The following is a 24,701-nucleotide window of genomic DNA, read 5'->3' as shown; positions in this document are numbered from 1 at the left end:
ATTCTAATTAAAACTGAACTGATGTATAAAATGGGGGTAAAACTGGGTTTTACAAGGGAAGACTGCTAAAAATTTTAGCTGTATGCTGAATACAAGCGAAAAGCCCTTAGAATACGGCTTTATTTTTCAAAAATTTGGATAGCCCTTTAATCCAAGCATTGATTAAAAACAAGAAGGCAATCACGGCAAAGACTACACCTGCCACGGTGCAAGCTTTGACCCATAAAAAGGCATCCCAAGGAAAGAAGACCAATGGAATAAACCACAGTGCAGCAAACAGTGCCAATACTGTATAAATCAACACATTGCGCATGACCCATAAGGCCTGCGCCTGTAACCAGACTTCGGTGCTATCGACCACAATCACTTTACGGGCATACCAATATGCCAACGCGCCACTCACCACAGTAAATAAAGCAAAAAACATAAACACGTAAGAGATCGCAATGGAACGGCGAAACTTTAACAAGTTATCTTGCTTCATAATGTGATTTAACCCCATCTGTGCCATACTTTATTTTTTAATCTGGCGCATGCTGTAACGTATGCAAAGGCTGAAAAATATAAGGTGCTACTATATTGAAATTTTCCAAGTTTCGCACCCGTTATTATGTCACTTTTACAGATTATGTGGATTTTTTTTCACTTTAAACCACTGGGCGTATAACGCTGGTAAAAAGAACAAAGTTAATAAGGTCGCGACAATTAATCCGCCCATAATCGCCACAGCCATCGGGCCAAAGAAAATACTGCGAGAAAGTGGAATCATGGCCAAAACAGCCGCTAATGCTGTGAGTACAATTGGACGACAACGGCGTACTGTGGCGTTAATAATCGCATCCCACTGCGACTCTCCTGCCCGAATATCCTGCTCAATCTGATCAATTAAAATCAGGGAATTGCGCATGATCATACCCGATAAGGCAATCGTGCCAAGCATCGCCACAAAACCAAAGGGTTTGTTAAACAGCAACAAGAACAATACCACACCAATAATGCCGAGCGGTGCAGTCAAAAATACAATGAGCGCACGTGACATGCTACGCAGCTGAATCATTAACAAGGTCATCACCACCGCAAGGAAAAATGGCATGCCTGCATTGACTGACTTTTGCCCACGTGCCGACTCTTCAACTGTACCGCCGACTTCAATTAAATAGCCACTTGGCAATTTTTCACGCAAGGCTGCCATCGGCTCAGACAATTCTGCCACCACCGTTGCAGGTTGCAGATTGCTACGAATATCGCCACGTACGGTAATGGTCGGCAAGCGGTTACGATGCCAAATTAAACCCTCTTCAAAACGGTATTCAATGTGTGCAATTTGCGCCAACGGTACCGATGTTCCACGTGAAGTCGGTACAGCCAAACTGCTTAAAGATGCGACATCTAAGCGCTCAGTTTGATTGCCACGTAAACGGATTTCAATCAGTTCACGTTTTTCACGATACTGGTTGATTGCCGCGCCACTGATAGAACTATTGAGGAAGTTAGCCAAATCTAGACTCGACACTCCCATTTGACGGGCACGGTCTTGATCAATCTGCAATTGAATGACTTTGCTCGGCTCGCCCCAATCTAAATGCACATTGGTACTGTTTGGATTGGCACTGATGGTGGCTGCGACTTGCTGCGCCCATTGTCGCACTTGCGCCAAGTCTTCGCCTGACACACGGAATTGCAATGGATAACCCACAGGCGGGCCATTTTCCAATAACGACACGCGAGTACGCACCTCTGGCAATAACAAGCGAATTTGCTCAGATAAATTACGACGAATTTCATTGCGGTCTTCTAAGGAAGATGCCAACACCACAAATTGGGCAAAACTGGCTTGCGGCAATTGCTGATCTAAGGGTAAATAGAAACGCGGTGAACCTGTGCCAACATAGGCCACATAATTGTCGATACCTTGTTGTTGCGCCAAAAACTTTTCAACTTTTTTAACGGCTGCTTCTGTGGCTGTTAAGGATGCACCCTCTTCAAGTTTTAAATCGACTAAAATTTCTGCCCGATTGGAAGGCGGAAAGAATTGCTGCGGTACCAATTTAAACATGGCAATGGATAGTACAAATATAGCAACTGTGCTTGCAATGACGGTTTTACGATAGCGCACACAGGTATTGACCCAACCACGAAACACTTGATAAAAACGGGTTTGATATGGGTCGTGTAATTCACCTGCGTGCTGTAGCACAGGCTGCGGCTCAGCTTGTTTGCGTAAACGCGCCCAAAGACGTTGATACCACGGCGCTCGCTGTGCATGACGCTGAAAATCTGGCAATAATTTATCGCCCAGATAAGGCACAAACAGCACGGCAGCAAACCATGACACCACCAAAGCAATGGTCACCACTTGGAAAATTGAACGGGTGTATTCCCCTGTACTTGAGGCTGCTGTGGCAATGGGTAAAAAACCTGCTGCGGTAATTAATGTCCCAGTTAGCATGGGAAAAGCAGTCGTTCGCCACGCATGGCCTGCCGCTTGCAAGCGGCTATAACCCTGCTCCATCTTAATTGCCATCATTTCAATGGCGATAATGGCATCATCCACCAACAATCCGAGCGCTAGAATAAGCGCACCGAGTGAAATTTTGTGCAGTCCGACATCAAACAAATGCATACCAGCAAACGTCATCGCCAAAACCAGTGGAATGGAAAATGCCACCACCAAGCCAGTACGAAAACCCAGTGAAAAGAAGCTGACCAAAAGCACGATAATCACCGCCTCAGCCAACACTTTCATAAATTCATTGACGCTGTGTTTTACCGCTACAGGTTGATCAGACACTTTTTGCAGTTGCATGCCTAAAGGCAAGGTTTTTTGCAAACGGGCAAATTCTGTTTCCAGATTTTCACCCAAAGCTAGAATATCCCCGCCTTTACGCATCGACACCGCAATGCCAATCCCGTTTTCGCCCATAAAGCGCATACGTGGTTGGGCAGGTTCGCTAAACCCACGATAGACCTCAGCAACATCGCCCAGTTGAATGGTGGTGTCATTCACCAACAGTGGCATTTGTTTCAGCTCATCAACACTGTGCAGTGCACCACTCACACGAACCTGAATACGGTCTGAATGGGTTTCAAAAAAACCTGCGCTTGCCATGCTGTTTTGTTGTTGTAAGGCTTGTTGAATCGCGCTAACAGGAATACCGAGTTGCGCGGCTTTGGTATTAGATAACTCAATCCAGATTTTTTGATCTTGTAAACCCACCAAATTGACTTTGGCCACATCTTTGACCCGCTGCAATTGTAGTTGCAAACGGTCGGCATATTCTTTGAGGGTGGCATAGTCATAGTCTGCGCCTGTCAGCACATAAATATTGCCAAAAGTGTCGCCAAATTCATCATTAAAAAATGGGCCTTGTACGCCTTGCGGCAGTTCATGGCGGATGTCATTGACCTTTTTACGCACCTTGTACCAAACATCTGGAATTTGGCTGGAACGCATGGAATCTTTGGCAATAAAAGTCACCATGGACTCGCCCGGACGCGAATAGGCCATGATACGTTCATAATCGCCCGTGCTCATCAATTCTTTTTCAATACGGTCCGTGACTTGTAAGGATACCTCTTTGGCACTCGCTCCTGGCCAATAGGTTTGAATCACCATCACTTTAAAGGTAAACGGCGGATCTTCACTTTGTGCCAATTTAGAATAGGAAAAAAAGCCGACAATGCCCAACAACAGCATCAAGTAGACCACTAAACCTTTATTTTTTAACGCCCATTCGGATAAGTTAAAATTCATATTTTAACGCTCCGTCTGTGTAGCAGCAGGAGCTGCCTGAGCTGTTGGATTGACCGCCTGTACAGCTTGATTGTCACGGTTAATTGGGCGGATTTTTTGTCGATCACGCAGTAAATGTACCCCACCCATTACCACATAATCTTGCGCCTGCAAGCCACTGAGTACAGGCACGCTGTCCCGTCCATAAGCGCCCAAGGTAACAGGAGTTTGGCGAACGGTTGAATCGGCCTGCAAGACCAAAACAAAAGCTTGTTGCCCAGTTGCCGATACGCTAGATAAAGGCACATATAAACCCTGATTGGCTTGGCGAGTCAGAAATACCCGCGCACTTTGTCCCAATTGAATCTGTGCATTGCCTTCGCGTAAAGCCACTTTGACTTTAAAAGTACGTGACTGATCTGCCGCAGGGGAAATTTCTCGAACCGTACCAGTAAAACGGCTATCAGGTTGTGACCATAAACTGACCGTTGCCTCTTGCCCGACCCGAATTTCAGCCACTGCTTGTTCAGGCACACCAATCACGACTTCACGTTCTCCATCAATCGCCAATTGATAAGCGACCTGCCCTGCCGCTAAAACCTGCCCAACTTCAATATTGCGTTCAGTAATCACGCCATTTTTTGTGGCACGTAACTGGTTATAATCGGTTTGATTACTGCTAACCGCATAATTAGACTGCGCCTGTTTCAACTGCGCCATGGCATGTTGATACTGGTTTTTGACTGCATCATATTGCGAGCGGCTGACTGCGTTCATGGGTAACAATTGCTGAAAACGCTGCAATTCATCACTGGCAATTTTTGCAGCAGATTGTGCACTTTCCAGTTGCGCACGCGCGGCATTGAGCTGCAATGCTGCATCTTGCACATCCAGTGTTGCTAAGACTTGCCCAACCTTGACCCGATCTCCGACATCGGCAAAACGCTGTGTAACTTGCCCTGCAACCCGAAATGCCAAAGCGGTTTGCTGACGTGCTTGCACCTCGCCTGCATAGCTTTTTTGCTCAAGATGTAAACTGCTGGGCTGGGTCACCATCACCAAAGGGACTTCCTGTTCAACCTCGGTTTTTTGCTTGCTGCATCCCATTAGGGTGATACAGCACAACAGCATCAGGCTGCCAATGAGATTCTGAGTCGTGTTCATCTAGCGTGCTCTTATTTAAACGTTTTTATTAGGGCAGAATACGCAGTATATTAAATTGATTATTTTTTAATTAATATACCACTAGGTACATTAATTAAAACTGAAGCGTCATTTTCCAGTTGTACTGATGCAAATTAGGAGGAGCGTGTGCAGATTCATGTCGGACGACCCAAAGATTTAGAAAAACGCCAACGCATTTTAATGTCGGCAAAACACTTGTTTTTAAAGTTGGGCTTTCATGGTTCGAGTATGAATCAGATTGCACGTGAAGCAGGCGTGACCAAATTAACGGTGTATAATCATTTTCAAGACAAAGCCACGTTATTTTCCTGTGCCATTGAAGAAACCTGTGAAAGTCTGCTTAAGGCACAACCTTTGGACTTGACTGCACATAGCAATTTTAAGCAGGCTTTATACCAAGCCTGTGAACTGTCCTTGAACTTGGCCAACATGCCTGAAGCGATTAAATTAGAACACTTGCTGATGGAACTGGCCTCGGAGCAAAATCCGTTGGCATTGCAGTTTTACAATGCCTCACATGCCAAACTTCGCGCGATGTGGGAAAGCTTCTTTCGCAAAGCAGCAGAACTAAAATTTATTCAGGCAGATGAACCTAAAACACAAACTGAATTGATCGTTTCTTTACTACATGGTTTACGTCACCATGAAGTTTTACTCGGTGTACGTGCCGTGCCTGATGCTGCACAATCTCAAAAGATTATTGAAGATGCGATGGGTATTTTTATGCTACGTTATGGCTGAACAGGCTAATAAAGGTTGATCTAAATCGGAATTTTTTTACCAAATCGCATGCCACTCTGCCCTGTATTTCTCTGCGAAATACTGCCGCTTGGCACTATAACTTCAGATGCGCAAAATCCATGCAACTTTTGTAGATAGCCCGCTTGGATTGTGTCTAAATCGGGGTATAGTCTTAACAGAGTAAAAAACACAGAACATGGAGAACAACGAATGATTCAACAAATTGATGCTCCTCTACGCGATGACGTACGCCTACTTGGCAACTTATTGGGTGAGACCCTCAAGTTACACGCAGGACAAGATTTGTTTAATCAGGTCGAACAAATTCGTGCTTTATCTAAAGGCGCGCGCGATGGACAAGCCGAAGCTGAAAAACAACTCGAACAACTGTTTTTAAGTCTGGAAGATGACGAGATCTTACCACTCACCCGTGCCTTTACCCACTTTTTGAACTTTGCCAACATCGCCGAGCAATATCATGTGGTGCGGAGTCGTCGCCAAAGCGAATTTGATGAACATGCTGTTTCTCCAAACCCACTCGATCACTTATTCCTCAAGTTTAAAGACAACCAAATTTCTGCAGAAACACTCTATCAACAAGTCTGCGAACTGAAAATTGAATTGGTTTTAACTGCACATCCGACTGAAGTCAGCCGTCGTACCCTCATTCAAAAATATGACGATATTAATGACTGCCTGTCTAAAATGGATCAACAAAAACTGACGCCACGTGAACGTCAGGCAGTTTTGGCAGATTTAAAACAGCTCATCAGCTCGGCTTGGCAAACCGATGAAATTCGCCAACATCGCCCAACTCCTGTCGATGAAGCCAAATGGGGCTTTACCACCATCGAACAAACCCTGTGGAATGCAGTGCCTAAATTCATGCGTGAGTTAGACAGCATTGTGCAGGAACACTGTGGGCAAAGTCTGCCGCTGAATATTGCGCCTGTGCGTTTCGCCTCTTGGATGGGCGGTGACCGTGATGGTAACCCCAATGTCACCCATAAAGTGACTCAAGAGGTGTTGTGGTTATCGCGCTGGAAAGCAGCAGAACTGTATTTACGTGATATTGAAAACTTGCGTTGGGAACTTTCCATTCAGCAATGCAGCCCAGAATTGGCAGATGCTTTGGGACATTCCCATGCAGAGCCGTACCGTGAATATTTACGCGACACCCGTGAACGCCTAAAAGCCACCCGCAACTGGTTAGCAGCGAAATTACAAGGCAAAGATGCTGATGACAGTTTGGTGATTAAAAACAAAGACGAGTTGTTACAGCCTTTACTGCTGTGTTATCGCTCGCTGACGGCTTGCCAATTGTCAGACATTGCGAACGGCAAATTGCTGGATTTAATACATCGTGTGAATTGTTTTGGTATTGAATTGCTAAAACTGGATATTCGCCAAGAGTCAGGACGTCATCGCCAAGCCATTTCTGCCATTACCGAATATTTAGGTTTGGGCAATTTTGAAACTTGGACTGAACAAGCGCGTCAGAACTTCTTACTTCAAGAACTGCAAAGCAAACGTCCGTTATTGCCAAAATTCATGCAGGAACCTGCACAAAGCCTGATTCAACATCCCGATGTGCAAGAAGTGTTTGCTACCATGCGCACGTTGGCTGAGCAACCGCAGGAAAGCTTGGGCGCGTATATTATTTCCATGGCGGAATATCCAAGTGATGTGTTAGCGGTGTTATTGCTGCAAAAAGAAGCAGGCATTCAGCATCCTTTACGTGTGGTGCCGCTGTTTGAAACCCTGAAAGACTTGGATGGGGCTGCCCAGACCATGAATACCCTATTTAATATGCATTGGTACAAACAGCATATTCAGGGCAAACATGAGGTCATGATTGGCTACTCGGACTCCGCCAAAGATGCAGGGTTCATGTCGGCCAACTGGGCACAGTACCGCGCTCAGGAAGAACTGACTGCGGTAGCGCAGCAACATGCTGTGCAGCTAACCTTATTCCATGGTCGTGGTGGTTCTATCAGCCGTGGTGGCGCACCGACTCAACAAGCGCTGTTCTCACAGCCACCAGGTTCTATTTCAGGTGCAATTCGCGTTACCGAACAAGGCGAAATGATTCGTTTTAAATTTGGACTTGAAGGGGTTGCATTGCAAAATCTGGAAGTCTATACCGCTGCCACCTTAGAAGCGACGCTAATGCCACCACCTGTGCCAAAGGCAGAATGGCGCGAGGTCATGCATAACATGACCGAGCTTTCGGTACAGGTCTACCGTCAAACTGTGCGTGAAAATCCACATTTTGTGAAATATTTACGCACCGTTACGCCAGAACTAGAATTGCAGATGTTGCCGCTCGGTTCTCGTCCTGCAAAACGTAAAGTCAGCGGCGGAATTGAATCCTTACGTGCCATCCCGTGGGTATTTGCATGGACGCAAATCCGTTTGATGCTGCCTGCTTGGTTAGGTACAGGCGCAGCAATTAACCAAACAATCGATCAGGGACAAAAAGCCACTTTAGATGAAATGCTCAGCGATTGGCCTTACTTCCAGACTTTAATTGATATGTTAGAAATGGTGTTGTCTAAAGCCGACAGCAATATTGCATTGTATTATGAGTCACACCTGACCGATGACGAAGACTTGAAACAACTCGGTGAGCAACTGCGTCAACGCCTGCGTGATGCCGTAACAACGTTACTGACCCTCAAAGGTGAATCACAATTGCTCAGCAGCAATGATGTGCTAGATCAATCAATGCGGGTGCGTAAACCGTATTTATTGCCACTGCATTTGCTACAGGCAGAGTTGATGAAACGTCGTCGCCGGTATTTGGCAGAACAACATGCCGAACATACCCCTGTCGATCATGCCCTCATGGTAAGCATTGCAGGGATTGCAGCAGGCTTACGCAATACAGGTTAAGCCTCTACGAATAGTACAACAAGCAGAGTCATGTACTCTGCTTGTGGTTTATTCACTCACTTGGAAATGGCTTGGGCAGATTGCTGTTAAAAGGGTCACTAAAAAAATCATATAAACCATGAAAACTGGCATTTTTTATAATTTCTGTATTACCTTGTTTGAATTATGCTTATGATTAAATATCAGATAAAAAAAGATGAACATTGACTATTTTCTGGGTCAAATGACGGTACTCACAGATGTGTTTATCATTGGCTCCATGTTTTACAGGCTTATTGCTGTTTAAACGCATTATATCTTTGAGGGCACCCTTCCCTGCTGAGTGGTCTTTTACGGTGTTCTTTGCTGACCTTGCTCATTAATCATCCACTGTGCGCCCATTTTTTAGCTCTATACGTTGCGTGGCGAAAAACTAGCCTAAATTATGTGCAATTAAATTTATTCTTCGTCTACTTTCATCCCATTGATGCAGCAAAACATTCTTTAAATTTATAAATAAAATTACTTATTTATATTAAATGTAATTTTTAACAAATAGTAAAATTTAATTCTAAAAATAAGCAGCTGGTCAGTTTCTTCGCAAAATTTTTAAAAAATTTATGCAATACAAGGGTATGATGTGCTCAATTTAGCTTTTGAGTGCTCACTTTATGTCCAATTGGTTTCCCAAATGGCGCCCTTATGAAGGCAGCATTGATGCGCGTCCTGTAGGGACCAATGAGTATCTACCGCCTGCACAAACCGTTGTATTGGGGATACAACACGCGTTTGCCATGTTTGGTGCTACGGTACTTGCACCTTTCTTAATGGGCTTTGACCCGAACCTTGCCATTTTAATGTCAGGGATTTGTACCATCCTATTCTTTTTCATGACAGGTGGGCGCGTTCCAAGTTATTTAGGTTCGAGCTTTGCCTTTATTGGGGTAGTGATTGCTGCCACAGGCTATGCAGGTGCAGCAGGTGGTTTAAATGCCAATATTGGGGTCGCGGCAGGCGGGATTATTGCCTGCGGTATTTTATATGCCCTGATTGGCTTTTTGGTGATGGCCACAGGCACCCGTTGGATTGAAAAATTGATGCCACCTGTGGTGACAGGTGCAGTGGTGATGATCATTGGTTTAAACCTTGCCCCAGTCACGGTCAAAGCCGTTGCAGGCAATCCATTTAATATGTGGATGGCATTGGTGACTGTGCTGTGTATGGGCATGATTGCCGTATTTACCAAAGGTTTACTTCAACGCCTCTTGCTTTTAATTGGCTTACTCATGTCATATCTGATCTATTTTGTGGTCACCAATGTCATGGGTTGGGGTACGCCAATTAACTTCGCACCAATTCAGCAAGCCGCGTGGTTTGGTGTTCCAGACTTTCACGCGCCTGTATTTGATCTGAATGCCATGCTGATTATTGCCCCAATTGCGTTCATTTTGGTGGCAGAGAACTTGGGACACATTAAAGCAGTAGGTGCCATGACAGGTGAAAACCTTGATCCACACATTGGTAAAGCCTTTGTGGCAGATGGTGTTGCCACAACACTCGCAGGTGGTGTCGGTGCACCAGGTATGACCACTTATGGTGAAAATATTGGGGTCATGGCTGTTACCCGCGTGTATTCCACAATTATTTTTGTGGTGGCGGGGGTCTTTGCAATTTTCCTTGGGCTTTCACCCAAATTTGGCGCGATTATTCACACCATTCCTACCGCCATTTTAACGGGTGCTTCTATTGTGGTCTTTGGCTTGATTACCATTGCTGGCGCAAAAATCTGGATTGAAAACAAAGTCGATTTTTCTAAAAACAAAAACTTGATGGTGGCTGCCGTGACCATTATTTTAGGAACGGGCGACTTTGCGCTGCAACTAGCCAGCTTTAACTTGGGCGGGATTGGTACAGCAACTTTTGCGGCCTTGTTCCTAAACTGGTTCTTTAGTTTGCGTGATCCATCCTAATCAGAACCTGCTGTCATCTGCTGTAACCTAAGCAGATGCCAAAGCAATGCAAAAAGACCGAACAACAATGATTGTTCGGTCTTTTTTAGCTCAAACGGTCTGTCTAGAATAAACCGCTTTTAAGAGATCATGCTTTTGCTGTGGCTTATTTCTGTTTTTTAAGCTCTTGCTTAAGTTGCTTCAATTTGCCTTTATGTTTTGAAATCTTTTTCAAACGTGCTTTGATTTTTTGCTTCAAAGATTTAACTTGCTTAGCCATGGTATTACTCCTTAGTAAGGCTATTCGTTGCCATTGTGTTGTTTCACAAAACTACGAATAAATTTTCTTAATTCACGAGCAGCACTAGTATCAAGTTCTTCACATAAACGAATAAATTCATCACGTTCAGTACTATTAATACGAATTAAAAGTTGTCCATCTTTCTTGCCTGTCTTTATTTTTTTGATTTGCTCGTTCATTGCTGATCTCTCCAAAATAAAGACTGCTTTGCAAAAGATGTATATACAATATATATACTTTTTAAAATAAAGCAAACTTACATCGTTAAAAAATGTAATAAATTCATATTCTTTTTTTTACCAAAACTTTATAAAAAGCTGGCAAAGTCAAGACAGGCAAGGCTTTTCGCTTAAAGCTGCAAGCAAAAAAAATAGGCAAATTATTTTTAAAAATTATGCTTTAAACACCATGATGGCATACAAATACGCAGTATTGCCGCGTAAATATAAAGTTTGGGCTGCGTTTGAAGCATCACCCAAACATATGGAGAAGACCCGTTAAGGACGAAATTCTTTTAATTCACGCTGAATAAAATGATGAATCATATCGTGATATAAACGCTCGACCATGTCTGGATCGACTGCATGTTGCACAGCCAAAGCACGGACTTTTTCAATCACTTCTTTCACGCGCTGTGGCGACTGTACATCTTCCAAAGTCTGTTTATGGCGCAAGGCCTGATCGACATAAAACTGACGCGATGCAATCAATTCGATTAAATCCACATCAATTTGGTCTATTTTTTCACGTGCTTGTTGTAATGATTTTACTTTTTCATTGTTCATGGGCTTGGGCTACACTTTCAGTTTCGGTTTCAATCTTATACTTTTCTTCTAACACATTACTGAAAATACTTTCAATCATCCATACCCGATATAAGCTATTAAACACGTAGCTTTGCCCATCTATACGCAATTCCAACACAGGAAAATCGGGCTGAGATTTCATTTCACACAGCATATCATTTTCTTTGAGCAACTCAGTCACATCCGCTGTGGTCAGTTGATCTAACTCGAGTTCACGCTGCATACGCTCAAAATGCGCTTTAAAGGATAAATCCTGTCCCCTTGTCCATACCGCCTGCAAAATACGATATATGGCATCGACACGCTGTTCTTCAGGCACACTGTAATACAGTTGTGCCATTTGATAGGTCGCTTGCTCGGTGGGTCGGCAAAACGGCGTAAACGCAACATCGGTACGTTTAGATAAACGTGTTGCCAAACTCCAGTCAAAATAGTCACGCCCATGATAGGACAATGGATACACATTCAAATGAATATTGTAATAGGCGGCCAATTCTTCTTTGATATACGCCAATAACAACCAAGAAATCGGGTCTTCCAGTGCGATGTATAAGTCCAATTCAGGGTCAAGCGCCTGAATTTCATTGAGTTCTTCGGCATCACTAATTAAATGTTCACACCATTCAATATGATTGATCAAGAAAATAGGATTATCGGTCAGTAATTTTTGTTGTTTTAAACGGCGGGTCAGACGCAATAAATCATCGACTGCATGATATTTACGTCCACCAAACTCAAAATAACTGGCCAATACAGGTGCATCATTAAAAACCCGTTCAGGAAAATCCTGAATTTGATGATGACGGCTGGCCATGGCATATAAGGTGCGTAATTTACCCGACTGCTTTTGCCATAGCATGTGGAACACATCTTCGAGTAAATACAAGAAATCCTGACCACGTAACGGCGTATGCCGCAAAATGGTTTCTGCCTGCATTAAAGCTTCTGCAGTCGGTGGTTCAGGGGTATCATGAAAACTAAAACGGTGTTGTTTGGCAAGAATTTTTGCATCTTGAATACAGTAATTTTGCCATTCTGCAGCCGACATTTGGTTCGGTGCATCGCCACTTTGCCGCGAAATCACTACGGTTAAAGGTTTTAACTCATCGGCCAGAATATCTTCTAATTGCGGTAACTGCTGTACCGCCAAATAGCTATATACATCATCTAGACGTAAATACACACTCAGTCCGTGTTCCGTGGACAACACCGATTGCCGAGATGGTTTTTGATAAAACCAACTCGATCGGATCGGATCGAACCAACGGCGTAACAGTGACATGAGATCAGCCTCTAAAAGAAAATCCTTGTGGTTTAGGGACAAGCCACATGCAAATCATGTGCGCTCGTCTTTCAATAGTACACATGGATTTATATCAATTCATATAAAAATGAGCAATTAGACCTCTAAATTCAGATCAGTCACTGCACCTTTTTCTGCACCCGATGCCAATTTAGCAAATTTCGCCAATGCACCGTGGGTATAGTTTGGCTTTGGTTTGACCCATGCCGCTTTACGTGCTGCCATTTCCTCTTCTGACACATGCCAAGTCATTTCGCGGGTTTCAGCATTAATCGAAATTTTATCACCATTTTTCACCAGACCAATTGGCCCGCCTTCATATGCTTCTGGGGTCACATGCCCAATCACAAAACCATGACTACCGCCCGAAAAACGTCCATCGGTAATTAACGCTACTGAGTTACCCAAGCCCTTGCCAATAATTGCAGAAGTTGGTTTCAGCATTTCTGGCATACCTGGGCCACCTTTAGGGCCTTCACCGCGAATCACCACCACTTCACCTTCTTGCACTTCGCCATCTAAAATGCCGCGCATCGCACCAATTTCACCTTCAAAGACGCGTGCAGGCCCTTCAAAATACAAGCCTTCTTTGCCTGTAATTTTTGCCACTGCACCCGTAGGCGATAAATTGCCTTTTAACACCACCAAGTGTGAATCTTTTTTGATTGGCGCATCAAACGGTAAAATAATTTGCTGACCTTCAGGATAATCGGCAACATCGGCCAAGTTTTCTGCCAAAGTTTTACCTGTAACCGTTAAACAAGAACCATCGAGCATGCCTGCATCTAGCATGCGCTTCATCAACGGCTGAATTCCGCCAATGGCAATCAGCTCCGACATTAAATACTTGCCCGATGGACGTACATCGGCCACCACTGGGGTTTCCTGACCAATACGCACGAAATCATCGAGTGTGAGTTCAACCCCTGCAGAATGCGCCATGGCAATTAAATGCAACACACCATTGGTCGACCCACCCAAAGCAATCAATACTTTAATGGCATTTTCAAAGGCAGATTTGGTCATAATGTCACGTGGTTTAATATCCAGACGTAACAGATTCATGACTGCTTCGCCTGCACGTTGGCAATCATCCATTTTGTCTTGAGAAACCGCTTCTTGTGCCGAAGACCCTGGTAAACTCATGCCCAATGCTTCAATGGCCGATGCCATAGAGTTCGCGGTGTACATGCCACCACACGAACCTGCACCCGGCAAAGCCACTTCTTCAATCTGTTTGACCTGAATTTCGTTAATTTCCCCTTTGGCATGCTGACCCACGGCTTCAAACACCGAAATAATATCGGTATGTCCTGCACCCGGTTTAATGGTGCCGCCATAAACAAACAAGCCCGGACGATTTAAACGCGCCAGTCCCATAATGCAACCCGGCATGTTTTTATCACAGCCACCAATGGCAATCACACCATCATAGGCCTGACAACCCACCACGGCTTCAATTGAGTCGGCAATGATTTCACGTGAAACCAGTGAATATTTCATGCCTTCGGTGCCGTTTGAAATACCGTCTGAAATGGTGATGGTATTGAAAATAATGCCTTTACCACCCGCTTGATTCACGCCTGTTTCCGCTTCACGCGCCAAGCCATCAATATGCATATTACATGGTGTGACATTGGCCCAAGTCGATGCAATGCCAATAAATGGACGAGTAAAATCTTCATCCTTAAAACCCACCGCACGCATCATGGAGCGTGCAGGTGCATTTTCAATGCCTTCATAGACTTCGGCTGAATGTTCGCGGATATTCTGTTTACTCATAGCTGATTCCTTAGCAAGATGGGTGAAATGACGTGCTCATCATGACGATTTATTTTATTTTCATTGTATCGAAAGCAGGCAGGATGTAAACGAAAATGCCTGCCTAATTTTATTGCTCAAATTTGTTGCAACACTGACATTACTCATTGCAAACACATAAAAAAGCACCCCAATTTCGGAGTGCTTTTTGTGGCAGCTTAAATTGCTAAGTACTGCTTAGATTTCACGTACCGCACCTTTTGCCGCACTGGTGGTGTGCATGGCATAGGCTTTCAACGCTTTGGAAATTTTACGTGGACGTTCTTCTGCAGGATGCCAACCTTTGGCTTCTTGCGCTTCACGACGTGCTGCCATCGTTGCGTCATCTACCGCCAAGTGAATGCTACGGTTTGGAATATCAATTTCGATACGGTCACCATCTTCAACCAAACCAATCGCACCACCTTCAGCTGCTTCTGGAGAAACGTGACCAATTGAAAGACCTGAAGAACCACCCGAGAAACGACCATCGGTCAGTAAGGCACATTCTTTGCCTAAACCTTTCGATTTTAAATAGCTGGTTGGGTATAGCATTTCTTGCATACCTGGGCCACCACGTGGGCCTTCGTAGCGAATCACCACCACATCCCCCGCTGTAATTTTACCGCCCAAAATCGCGTCTACGGCAGCATCCTGACTTTCAAAAACACGAGCTGTGCCGTTGAATTTTAAAATGGAATCATCCACCCCTGCAGTTTTGACAATACAGCCATCCAAAGCGATGTTGCCGTAAAGTACCGCCAAACCACCATCTTTAGAGAAGGCGTGTTCTGCATTACGAATTACACCATTGTCACGGTCACCATCTAAACGTGAATAGTAACGGTCTTGTGAGAATGCAGTCTGGGTTGGTACGCCGCCCGGTGCAGAGCGGAAGAACTGGTAAACGTCTTCATTTTCGGTACGAATAATGTCCCATTTATCTAAAGCATCTTTTAATGTTGCTTCGTGAACCGTACCTACAGAAGTGTCCAATAAACCTGCACGATCCAGCTCACCTAAAATAGACATAATGCCGCCCGCACGGTGTACATCTTCCATGTGAACGTCTTGTTTTGCAGGTGCAACTTTACACAATACAGGTACTTTGCGTGATAGACGGTCAATATCATCCATGGTGAAATCCACACCTGCTTCATTGGCAGCCGCCAACAAGTGCAATACGGTGTTGGTTGAACCACCCATGGCAATATCCAATGTCATGGCATTTTCATAAGATGCTTTGGTTGCAATTGAACGTGGCAATACGCTGTAGTCGTCTTGTTCATAATGGCGTTTAGCCAATTCCACAATCAACTGACCTGCTTTATCAAACAGTTTTTTACGGTTGGCATGGGTTGCCACAATTGAGCCGTTGCCTGGTAAAGATAAACCTAGAGCTTCTGTTAAGCAGTTCATTGAATTCGCAGTGAACATCCCTGAGCATGAACCACAAGTTGGACATGCTGAGCGCTCATATTCAGCGACTTCTTCATCGGTATAGTTGTCATCTGCCGCCACAATCATCGCATCAATCAAGTCAATCGCGTGTTCCTTGCCACGAATTTTGACTTTACCTGCTTCCATAGGGCCGCCAGATACAAACACCACTGGAATGTTTAGGCGCATGGCAGCCATCAGCATCCCTGGGGTAATTTTGTCACAGTTGGAGATACACACCATAGCATCGGCACAGTGCGCGCTGACCATGTATTCTACCGAGTCGGCAATCAAGTCACGTGATGGCAATGAATACAACATGCCGTCATGGCCCATGGCAATCCCGTCATCTACAGCAATGGTGTTAAATTCTTTGGCAACACCACCTGCGGCCTGAATTTGCTCTGCCACCATTTGACCGAGGTCTTTTAAATGCACATGGCCAGGTACAAATTGGGTAAATGAGTTGACCACCGCAATAATCGGCTTACCGAAATCTTCATCTTTCATACCCGTTGCACGCCATAAGCCGCGTGCACCCGCCATATTTCTTCCGTGTGTCGATGTTTTTGAACGATAGTCAGGCATTATAAAGTTCCAACTTGGTTGTGCTGAAATGAATCTGAAATTCATTCTGGCGAAATAATACTGTTTGCAAGATCTGTATCACTGCAAAACAGTTTAAGAATCTTTCTATTTTACTACAGCTTGAGGTAGTAAGGCTGCTGCTTTACCGACTTTATGATGGATAAAAAGTGACGAAAACCCACAGCACCCTGTTGATCATACTGAATTCAATACAAAACTTTCATGAATAATTTTTAAATTTTGCATAACTCATTTTTATCATAATAATTTACAGCGCAGCACAGCGACAAGTTGGATTTGTTACAACCCGTTCCGACCTTTGGGCCGCAATTTGCTATAATTGGCGCGTCATCTAAAAATATGGGTTGATTTCCATTGAAAATCGTTTTTGCAGGTACGCCTGAATTTGCTGCAAGCGCTTTGGCAGCACTCCTGAACACCGAACATGAGATTGTCGCGGTTTACACTCAGCCTGATCGTAAAGCAGGACGCGGACAAAAACTCACAGCATCTGCGGTGAAGCAATTGGCACTACAACACGATCTTCCTGTCTATCAACCTTTGCATTTTAAATCATCTACTGAAGAAGGTCTGGCGGCCCAACAAGAATTGGCTGCATTGAAAGCCGATGTGATGGTGGTTGCAGCCTATGGTTTAATCTTGCCACAAGTGGTTTTAGATACGCCTAAATATGGCTGCTTGAATATTCACGGTTCTTTATTGCCACGTTGGCGCGGTGCAGCGCCGATTCAGCGTGCCATTGCCACAGGTGATACCGAAACAGGCATCACCATTATGAAAATGGCCGCAGGTTTAGATACGGGCGATATGTTGTATAAAACCTTGTGCCCAATTACTGCAGCAGACACTTCAGCCACCTTACATGACAAACTGGCGCAGCAAGGTGCCGAAGCGATTGTTGAAGTATTGGCTTCAGAACAAAAATTACAAGACTATTTGGCTAGGCGTGAAGTGCAAGATGAAGCCTTAACGGTGTATGCACACAAACTGACCAAAGCCGAAGCGCAAATTAACTGGTCACAAACTGCAGCCGAAATTGACCGTAATATCCGTGCCTTTAACCCGTGGCCTGTGGCATTTATCCCTTTAGATGACACTCAAAACTTACGCGTGTGGGGTTCAGCATTATCAGATGAATCTGCACAGGGCAAAGCTGCAGGGACAATTTTAAAACTGGACAAACAAGGCGTACACGTCGCTTGTGGCGATCAACAAGCAGTGTGCTTAAGTTCGTTGCAATGGCCAGGTGCTAAACCGCTGAATCCCGTGCAAATCATTCAAACTCAAAAACTTCAAACAGGACAAGTTCTCGCATGAGCCATTCTGAATCAGGCAATTCACATTTGAACTTGCGTGCCCAAGTCATCCGTACGCTATTAGCCGTACAACAAGGGCAATCATTGGCGAGCATTTTAACTGTACATTTAAGCAAAGTCGCAGAACGTGACCGTGCCTTGTTTCATGAGCTGGTTTTGGGCACCTTGCGTCAATGGTATGCCCTAAAAAGCATTACCTTGCCGTTGTTGGTGAAACCACTCAACAATGAAACTGTTGAAACCTGTTTATATGTTGGCTTATATCAAGTGCTTTGTACCCGTGTAGCCAGTCATGCCGCAATTTCTGAAACTGTAACTGCAGCCAAACAATTGGGCTATCAAGCACTCAGCGGTGTGGTGAATGCGATTCTGCGTCGTGTTTCACGTGAAACATCCGAATTTCAAACGGCTTTGGCGCAAGCGCATGGTTTGCCAAGTTGGTTGTATAAACGCCTGAAAAAAGATTGGCCTGAACAATTAGAACAACTGACGCACACTTTAAAGCAAACTGCGCCGCTAACCTTAAGAGTCAATACACGCCAAATTAGCCGTGATGGCTATTTAGAAATTTTGCAGGAACAAGAGATTGCTGCAGAAGCTTGTACCGTATCTGCAGTTGGTATTGTGATGCTGCAAAATGTGCACATTCCAGACTTGCCTGGTTTTGATGAAGGCGTATTTTCCGTACAGGACGAACATGCCCAACTGTGTGCGATGCTCTTGCCAAATTTAGATGGCAAAGTCGTGGTCGATGCCTGCGCAGCCCCTGGTGGTAAAACAGCACATCTGCTCGAAAAATTTCAGCCTAAAAAATTGATTGCCTTGGATCAGGATGCCCAACGTCTGTTACGTGTCAGCGAAAACCTAGAACGTCTGCAACTGAATCAAGAAGCGCAAGTCGAAATTTTGGCTGCCGATGCAACCACATGGAACGCTAGTGAAGCAGTGGACTGTATTGTATTGGATGCACCATGCTCTGCAATTGGGGTCTTGCGTCGTCATCCAGATATTCGTTTGCTGCGTCAATCTGGCGATATTCAGCAAACGGTAGCATTACAGCAACAGATTTTGCAGCAGATGTGGCAGCAACTCAAAGTTGGCGGCACCTTGCTTTACATTACCTGCTCGGTTTTAAAAGCCGAAAATGAACAGCAAATGCAGCAATTCTTTGCCGAACATCTTAATGCCAAAGAAGTCAAAATTGATGCAGATTGGGGCATTCCACAACTGTACGGACGCCAATTATTGCCACAAGAAGGACGCGGTGATGGTTTTTATTATTGTCGTATTGAAAAAACCGCCTAAGCTGTTTTTGTTTTAACGATTCTTCTCATTGAATAGCCGTTCCAATAAAATAACCCTTGAATCAATCAAGGGTTATTTAAACGGTGCAATCTCTTAAAGCTTCGCACTTGTTCAGCAAAACACTTAGTCTTCAAGTTCATCTGGGTTTTTGATCAGGTGAATCATCGCAAAAACCAAACCACCCCAAAGTACCACTGTTGAAATAATCAACATCACCAATGCAGATGTATTCATGTTATTTCTCCGCTGCGTCTTGATCTTTTAAGCGGCTAAGCAATACCGCACCAATAATAAAGAGCGCCACGGTACCACCACCCACGGTAAGTAAAATGTGTAATGGATAACCCCCATAGCCTTCTGCAAAAATAGATTTTAGGGTTAAACCTAAAGCCACGAGCAATGAAAGTGGTGTCACGATGGTTAATAGGAAATTCCAGCCCCAACCCAATTTAATACTTGAGTATTGGTTAACGTGTTGCTGCAATTCTTTGAGCAATGGACGTCGGAACCAAGTCACCAAAATAATCGACAATAAACCACCACCGACAATACCAATGTTGTTGGCAAAGTAGTCAATGATGTCGACAAAAGTAATCGCACTGTGGGTAGAGAATAAAATGGTTGAAACTATAGCTGAACCACCCGCAATGATGGTTACTGCACGCTTACGCGACCAACCCAGTTTGTCTTGGAACGCAGCAATCGGCACTTGCAGAATACTCACCATTGAGGTCACTCCTGCAACCGTCAATGAAGCGAAGAATAAGAAGCCAAATAAATCGCCACCTGCACCCAAGCTAGAAATGATTTTTGGGAATGCAATAAAGGCTAAACCAATACCACCCGAAACCACTTCATCTACCGATGAACCTGCGCTGTACGCCATAAAACCAAGCGCAGCAAAAATACCAATACCCGCTAAAATTTCAAAAGATGAGTTTGCGAGTGCAACCACCAAGCCTGAACCAGTCAAGTTAGTTTTACGTTTTAGGTATGATGAGTAGGTCAACATAATCCCGAACCCGACTGAAAGCGAGAAGAAGATATGACCAAAGGCAGCTAACCATACTTTATAGTTCGTCATCGCTTCCCAGTTAGGCGTAAAGAAGGCATTTAAGCCATCGACTGCACCAGGCAAACGTAAAGCTTGAACCACGAGAATAGAGAATAAAATCAGCAAAAGTGGTATAAAAATTTTATTTGACAGCTCAACCCCTTTTTTCACACCACCATATAAAATGAACATCACTACCGCCCACACGATGACTAAGCCAATAAATAAGGTGGGTACAAAACCCAAGGCTAAACCTTCACCATTTTGTAAGTAGCTTGTGAAAAAGAATTTTTCAGTGTCTGTTCCCCATTGCTGACCAATGGAATAGAACATATAACTGCCTGCCCAAGACAATACGCTGGCATAGTAAATACCAATCAGCAAAGTCACCATCACCTGCCACCAACCCAATGCTTCACTGTTCATGAGCTTTTTATAAGCGGTTGGTGGTGCTTTACGGTATTTATGCCCAACTGCATAGTCCAAAAACAGCAATGGCAAACCTGCGGCAAAGATCGCAATTAAATAAGGGATTAAAAATGCGCCGCCGCCATTTTCATAGGCAACATAAGGGAAACGCCAAATATTACCCAACCCGACCGCAGAACCAATAGCTGCGATAATAAAGCCTGATCGTGCGGACCAACTCTCACGAGAATCTGTCATAGAACACCTAAACTTCAGGTTATTTTTTGTTGCTTGTTTTTTAATTCTGACCTTTTATATAAATAATTTGCTTTTTCATTAGCTTAAATTTACTTTATATAACGGTAATTTAGCGCACTCAAAAAATATCCTGCAAAAAAATGAAAATCTGGGTGTTTGCTTTAGAGTCACACCTTTTGAGCATCAAATTCTAAAGGTCAAACAGCGAAATATTCGGAAAATCTTGCTTAAAGTCTTTGCCCAATATTGCGCTTTTGTATGGCTTAACAATACTCATTTTTGAAAAATTTTTCTGTAAATTCTGCTCGGAAAGATGTTTTTTGTATGCATTTTTTAATCAAGCGTTCAAATTCCACTCCATTTTGACTTGATTTTTTGGTTATAAGTCATATAACTATTTGGAATACAATTTTGATGCTATTTGAGTTATTTTACTTTTCATCTATTTTACACTAACGCTGTAGCTTATAATTCACTGAACTACAGCGCTGTAGTGAATCATCCCAAAATTCAGAGTTAACTCATTTTCTGTCTCTGATGATGACGATACATGATCAGATCAAATACTTAACGCTTAATCACCAACAAACGCTCTTCCTGCATATCCCGAATGGCAGATTGAATCCCCTCACGCCCTAAACCCGAATCTTTCACACCACCATAAGGCATATTATCCACGCGGAAAGATGGGATATCATTAATAATTACCCCACCGACCTGTAACTGATCCCATGCGTAAAGCATTTTTTCCAAGCTTTGTGTATAAATACCCGCCTGTAAACCAAAACGACTTTGGTTAATACGTGCAATCCCTTGCTCAAAAGATGAATATTTTTCCAAAATGGCAACAGGGCCAAAAACTTCATCTTTATAAACCTCCAAGTTTGGATCGACCTGTTCCAATAAAGTCGGCTCAAACATCACACCTTTCAGCTCGCCACCTACCAATATTTTTGTGCCTTTTTTCACCGCTTTATCAATCCACTTTTTCAAGCGCTGTGCTTCAGCTTCCTTAATCATTGGCCCGACCAAAGTGCTGTCCAAATTAGGATCTGCTGCTTTAATTTGCTTGAGCTGACTCACAAGTTTCTTTTTCAGTTCAGCATATACGTCGGCATGCACAAAAATACGTTGCACACTAATACACACCTGCCCTGCATGATTATACGCCCCACCAATTAAGCGATGAATCAATGCATCATTCAGTTCAGTATCGGGTTCAATCATCACCGCTGCATTGCCGCCCAACTCTAGCGTTACTTTTTTACGTCCTGCGCGGGCTTTCATATCCCAACCCACCACATCTGAACCAGTAAAACTGAGCAGTTTAAAGCGGTCATCGGTCACTAAAACATCTGCTTGTTCACGCTCACAAGGCAATACCGAAAACGCACCTTTAGGTAAATCTGTTTCAGCCAACACTTCTGCTATTTTTAATGCTGAAATAGGCGTGGCGCTAGCAGGTTTTAATACAAAAGGACAACCTGCAGCAATCGCGGGCGCAATTTTATGTGCGGTTAAATTCAATGGGAAATTAAAAGGACTAATTAAAGACACGGCACCAATGGGTACATGCTTAACCATCCCTTGATAATTCGCAGCAGCAGCCGTCACCGCCAACGGTAAAATACGTCCTTCATCTAGTTGCGACACCGCATCTGCCGCAATTTGAAAGGTATTGATTAAACGCTCGACTTCTGCCATCGCGGCCAGACGAGGCTTTCCACCTTCAGCAATTAAAATTTCAACCAATTCTTCGCGCATCTCTTGGAAACGCTGCACACATTGCAGCAGAATTTTTTGTTTCTGAAATGGCTGTAATTTTGCCATTTCGGCTTCTGCTTTGACGGCTGCAAGAATAGCTTTTTCAATACTTTTTGCATCGGCAAGTGCGACACGTGCATATAATTTTTGAGAATATTTATGCTGAACGGCTAACCATTGCCCTGTTTCTACTGCTTTATTGGCAAGATAGAGCGGGTAATCGACAGGTGGATGGACATTTTGCATACTGAAATCCTCTTTTTTGGCGCGAATTAGGCTATATTTTTACAAGAATTTGATTCTAGAAAATGTATGATGCGCTAAGTTAGACAATATTTCACATGATTTTTGTCACGAGAACATACAACACCACACCATTCATCCCAAATGATGATGACAAAATACTAGGGTTTATATGCTTACATTACAACGTTTTGCTTTAGCATGCAGTTTAATTGGTTGTTCAGCGGTGCATGCCGATATTATTGGGGTAAAAGCCAGCGTGGATTATTGGAAATATAGTGCAGACTGGAATCAGGCTCAGTTATCGCCAAACTTAGATGATGATTTTGCCATACCCTTCAGTTTGGCAGTAGAACATCCAGTACCATTTTTACCCAATGCCAAAATTAAACATGCCAATTTGCAGACCGAAAGCGAGCAAAACGCTGCTGGTGTCAAAATCAATCAACTAGATTTAGATTACTCAGACTTCATTTTATATTATGAAATTTTAGATAACATTGTTGCCGCAGATGTTGGATTTGGTGCCAAAGTACTTGAAGGCGACTTAAGATCGAATTTATTTTCGACACAAGACGTCAGTGAAACTTTACCTATGCTATATGCAGAAGCAGCAGTCAAATTACCATTTACGGGTTTAAGTGCCAAAGCCGAAGCCAACTATGCCAAAAATAGCGATAATGAAGTTAGTGATGCTCAGGCAGAAATTAAATATAACTTTATAGATTCCATTTTAGTCGATGTTGGTTTAAAAGCAGGCTATCGCATTTTAGATATTAAGCTCAATCAAGATTCCAGTCAGGAAACTCAATTAGAGTTTAAAGGTCCATATTTAGGCTTAGAAGCACATTTCTAAGTATTTGATATTGATATAAGTTTAAAAGACTTAAATTATGTTTAAGGCTTTTTACTCTTCTTAATATTATCTTTCCCCATAAAAAAACACCCTCAACGATTGTTGAGGGTGTTTGAATAATGAGCTGGCGATGACTTACTCTCACATGGGTAATCCCACACTACCATCAGCGCGAAGAGGTTTCACTTCTGAGTTCGGGAAGGGATCAGGTGGTTCACTCTTGCTATGGTCGCCAGCACAACTGTTATGGACTTGTTCGGGTCTTAGTTACATTGCTTTTGCTTGATGCTTTTGCATGTAATGCCTTACTTGGTTCCAAATGAGTTATTAACAGGTTGGCTATTGGGTCTGAAGTTTATTGTTTAGCGTTCACTAAATCAAGTTTTTGTTTGATCGTTAGATCAATATGAAATCGATTGATCCTCACTTCTTTCGAAGTTCGTACAACAACTGCTTGGGTGTTGTATAGTCAAGCCTCACGAGCAATTAGTATTGGTCAGCTTCACATATCGCTATGCTTCCACATCCAACCTATCAACTTCGTAGTCTTCAACGGCTCTTTAGGAGGCATAAAGCCTCGGGGAAATCTTATCTTGAGGTAGGCTTCCCGCTTAGATGCTTTCATCGGTTATCCCTTCCGAACATAGCTACCCGGCGATGCGACTGGCGTCACAACCGGTACACCAGAGGTTCGTCCACTCTGGTCCTCTCGTACTAGGAGCAGATCCTCTCAAATTTCCAGCGCCCACGGTAGAT

At 43.6% G+C, this 24,701-nt stretch carries 17 protein-coding genes and 2 rRNA genes; 6 read left to right on the top strand and 13 right to left on the bottom strand.

The annotated features are described in order from the left end of the window. Nucleotides 1–106: 106 nt before the first annotated feature. The 3 genes from B2W49_RS02495 to B2W49_RS02485 all read right to left on the bottom strand — a co-directional run bounded on the left by B2W49_RS02495 (nucleotide 107) and on the right by B2W49_RS02485 (nucleotide 4,897). Nucleotides 107–484, bottom strand: coding sequence for a hypothetical protein (locus tag B2W49_RS02495; protein ID WP_291334212.1), 378 nt, complete (start codon nucleotides 482–484; stop codon nucleotides 107–109). Between the two features lie 135 nt (nucleotides 485–619). Next, complete coding sequence (locus B2W49_RS02490; RefSeq protein WP_291334211.1) at nucleotides 620–3,754, bottom strand: efflux RND transporter permease subunit; 3,135 nt, start codon at nucleotides 3,752–3,754, stop codon at nucleotides 620–622. A gap of 3 nt (nucleotides 3,755–3,757) precedes the next feature. After that, nucleotides 3,758–4,897, bottom strand: coding sequence for an efflux RND transporter periplasmic adaptor subunit (locus B2W49_RS02485; RefSeq protein ID WP_291334210.1), 1,140 nt, complete (start codon nucleotides 4,895–4,897; stop codon nucleotides 3,758–3,760). 147 nt (nucleotides 4,898–5,044) lie between these two features. Between B2W49_RS02485 and B2W49_RS02480 the strand changes: the two genes are divergently transcribed. The 3 genes from B2W49_RS02480 to B2W49_RS02470 all read left to right on the top strand — a co-directional run bounded on the left by B2W49_RS02480 (nucleotide 5,045) and on the right by B2W49_RS02470 (nucleotide 10,503). Beyond that, nucleotides 5,045–5,659 (top strand): TetR/AcrR family transcriptional regulator, encoded by a 615-nt coding sequence (locus tag B2W49_RS02480; protein ID WP_291334209.1) that lies wholly within the window; start codon nucleotides 5,045–5,047, stop codon nucleotides 5,657–5,659. A gap of 210 nt (nucleotides 5,660–5,869) precedes the next feature. Beyond that, entirely contained in the window at nucleotides 5,870–8,554 is a 2,685-nt protein-coding gene (gene ppc, locus B2W49_RS02475) for a phosphoenolpyruvate carboxylase (protein ID WP_291334208.1), read from the top strand. Nucleotides 8,555–9,204: 650 nt separating this feature from the next. Beyond that, nucleotides 9,205–10,503 (top strand): solute carrier family 23 protein, encoded by a 1,299-nt coding sequence (locus tag B2W49_RS02470; RefSeq protein ID WP_291334207.1) that lies wholly within the window; start codon nucleotides 9,205–9,207, stop codon nucleotides 10,501–10,503. 279 nt (nucleotides 10,504–10,782) lie between these two features. Here B2W49_RS02470 and B2W49_RS02465 read toward each other — a convergent pair whose 3' ends face one another. The 5 genes from B2W49_RS02465 to ilvD (B2W49_RS02445) all read right to left on the bottom strand — a co-directional run bounded on the left by B2W49_RS02465 (nucleotide 10,783) and on the right by ilvD (B2W49_RS02445) (nucleotide 16,720). Next, complete coding sequence (locus tag B2W49_RS02465; protein WP_004970356.1) at nucleotides 10,783–10,962, bottom strand: hypothetical protein; 180 nt, start codon at nucleotides 10,960–10,962, stop codon at nucleotides 10,783–10,785. 318 nt (nucleotides 10,963–11,280) lie between these two features. Next, entirely contained in the window at nucleotides 11,281–11,568 is a 288-nt protein-coding gene (locus B2W49_RS02460) for a chorismate mutase (RefSeq protein ID WP_291334206.1), read from the bottom strand. Further along, nucleotides 11,558–12,871 carry a hypothetical protein gene (locus tag B2W49_RS02455; RefSeq protein WP_291334205.1) on the bottom strand — a complete coding sequence of 438 codons (1,314 nt, stop codon included), beginning with the start codon at nucleotides 12,869–12,871 and terminating at the stop codon, nucleotides 11,558–11,560. The genes B2W49_RS02460 and B2W49_RS02455 overlap by 11 nt, the downstream gene beginning before the upstream one ends. 117 nt (nucleotides 12,872–12,988) lie before the next feature. Then, entirely contained in the window at nucleotides 12,989–14,674 is a 1,686-nt protein-coding gene (gene ilvD, locus B2W49_RS02450) for a dihydroxy-acid dehydratase (RefSeq protein WP_004970362.1), read from the bottom strand. 216 nt (nucleotides 14,675–14,890) lie between these two features. Next, complete coding sequence (ilvD, locus tag B2W49_RS02445; protein WP_291334204.1) at nucleotides 14,891–16,720, bottom strand: dihydroxy-acid dehydratase; 1,830 nt, start codon at nucleotides 16,718–16,720, stop codon at nucleotides 14,891–14,893. Between the two features lie 375 nt (nucleotides 16,721–17,095). Here ilvD (B2W49_RS02445) and fmt point away from each other — a divergent pair, with 375 nt between their 5' ends. Both fmt and rsmB read left to right on the top strand, forming a co-directional pair. Beyond that, the gene (fmt, locus tag B2W49_RS02440; RefSeq protein WP_291334203.1) at nucleotides 17,096–18,058 is read left to right on the top strand and encodes a methionyl-tRNA formyltransferase; all 963 of its coding nucleotides are present in this window, start codon (nucleotides 17,096–17,098) and stop codon (nucleotides 18,056–18,058) included. After that, on the top strand, nucleotides 18,055–19,362 hold the full coding sequence (gene rsmB / locus B2W49_RS02435; protein ID WP_291334202.1) for a 16S rRNA (cytosine(967)-C(5))-methyltransferase RsmB: 1,308 nt from the start codon (nucleotides 18,055–18,057) through the stop codon (nucleotides 19,360–19,362). Before fmt ends, rsmB begins: the two co-directional genes overlap by 4 nt. A gap of 123 nt (nucleotides 19,363–19,485) precedes the next feature. Here the strand turns inward: rsmB and B2W49_RS02430 are convergent, their stop codons facing one another. From B2W49_RS02430 to B2W49_RS02420, 3 genes are all read right to left on the bottom strand, one after another. Beyond that, the gene (locus B2W49_RS02430; RefSeq protein ID WP_096902374.1) at nucleotides 19,486–19,596 is read right to left on the bottom strand and encodes a methionine/alanine import family NSS transporter small subunit; all 111 of its coding nucleotides are present in this window, start codon (nucleotides 19,594–19,596) and stop codon (nucleotides 19,486–19,488) included. Between the two features lies 1 nt (nucleotide 19,597). Beyond that, on the bottom strand, nucleotides 19,598–21,082 hold the full coding sequence (locus B2W49_RS02425; protein WP_096902375.1) for a sodium-dependent transporter: 1,485 nt from the start codon (nucleotides 21,080–21,082) through the stop codon (nucleotides 19,598–19,600). A gap of 567 nt (nucleotides 21,083–21,649) precedes the next feature. Next, nucleotides 21,650–23,092: an aldehyde dehydrogenase family protein gene (locus tag B2W49_RS02420; RefSeq protein WP_096902376.1), complete on the bottom strand. Its 1,443-nt coding sequence runs from the start codon at nucleotides 23,090–23,092 to the stop codon at nucleotides 21,650–21,652. 169 nt (nucleotides 23,093–23,261) lie between these two features. Between B2W49_RS02420 and B2W49_RS02415 the strand changes: the two genes are divergently transcribed. Beyond that, nucleotides 23,262–23,945 (top strand): TIGR04219 family outer membrane beta-barrel protein, encoded by a 684-nt coding sequence (locus B2W49_RS02415; protein ID WP_291334201.1) that lies wholly within the window; start codon nucleotides 23,262–23,264, stop codon nucleotides 23,943–23,945. Between the two features lie 122 nt (nucleotides 23,946–24,067). Here B2W49_RS02415 and rrf read toward each other — a convergent pair. Together rrf and B2W49_RS02405 are read right to left on the bottom strand one after the other, a co-directional pair. After that, nucleotides 24,068–24,182: ribosomal RNA gene (gene rrf, locus B2W49_RS02410) — 5S ribosomal RNA — on the bottom strand. 228 nt (nucleotides 24,183–24,410) lie between these two features. Beyond that, a 23S ribosomal RNA gene (locus B2W49_RS02405) occupies nucleotides 24,411–24,701 on the bottom strand; the annotation flags it as partial.

Source organism: Acinetobacter sp. UBA801 (genome assembly GCA_002296655.1).
Taxonomy (GTDB): Bacteria; Pseudomonadota; Gammaproteobacteria; order Pseudomonadales; family Moraxellaceae; genus Acinetobacter.
Note: the sequence above shows the minus strand (reverse complement) of the source record. Positions and strands in the feature narration are given on the sequence as shown.

Bases quoted from the DNA above. Each gene is read 5' to 3' on its own strand.
- B2W49_RS02460 (WP_291334206.1), bottom strand. From the start codon at position 11,568: ATGAACAATGAAAAAGTAAAATCATTACAACAAGCACGTGAAAAAATA.
- ilvD (WP_291334204.1), bottom strand. From the start codon at position 16,720: ATGCCTGACTATCGTTCAAAAACATCGACACACGGAAGAAATATGGCG.
- B2W49_RS02470 (WP_291334207.1), top strand. From the start codon at position 9,205: ATGTCCAATTGGTTTCCCAAATGGCGCCCTTATGAAGGCAGCATTGAT.
- B2W49_RS02430 (WP_096902374.1), bottom strand. From the start codon at position 19,596: ATGAATACATCTGCATTGGTGATGTTGATTATTTCAACAGTGGTACTT.
- B2W49_RS02455 (WP_291334205.1), bottom strand. From the start codon at position 12,871: ATGTCACTGTTACGCCGTTGGTTCGATCCGATCCGATCGAGTTGGTTT.
- B2W49_RS02490 (WP_291334211.1), bottom strand. From the start codon at position 3,754: ATGAATTTTAACTTATCCGAATGGGCGTTAAAAAATAAAGGTTTAGTG.
- B2W49_RS02495 (WP_291334212.1), bottom strand. From the start codon at position 484: ATGAAGCAAGATAACTTGTTAAAGTTTCGCCGTTCCATTGCGATCTCT.
- B2W49_RS02425 (WP_096902375.1), bottom strand. From the start codon at position 21,082: ATGACAGATTCTCGTGAGAGTTGGTCCGCACGATCAGGCTTTATTATC.
- rsmB (WP_291334202.1), top strand. From the start codon at position 18,055: ATGAGCCATTCTGAATCAGGCAATTCACATTTGAACTTGCGTGCCCAA.
- B2W49_RS02465 (WP_004970356.1), bottom strand. From the start codon at position 10,962: ATGAACGAGCAAATCAAAAAAATAAAGACAGGCAAGAAAGATGGACAA.
- B2W49_RS02415 (WP_291334201.1), top strand. From the start codon at position 23,262: ATGCTTACATTACAACGTTTTGCTTTAGCATGCAGTTTAATTGGTTGT.
- B2W49_RS02485 (WP_291334210.1), bottom strand. From the start codon at position 4,897: ATGAACACGACTCAGAATCTCATTGGCAGCCTGATGCTGTTGTGCTGT.
- ppc (WP_291334208.1), top strand. From the start codon at position 5,870: ATGATTCAACAAATTGATGCTCCTCTACGCGATGACGTACGCCTACTT.
- ilvD (WP_004970362.1), bottom strand. From the start codon at position 14,674: ATGAGTAAACAGAATATCCGCGAACATTCAGCCGAAGTCTATGAAGGC.
- B2W49_RS02420 (WP_096902376.1), bottom strand. From the start codon at position 23,092: ATGCAAAATGTCCATCCACCTGTCGATTACCCGCTCTATCTTGCCAAT.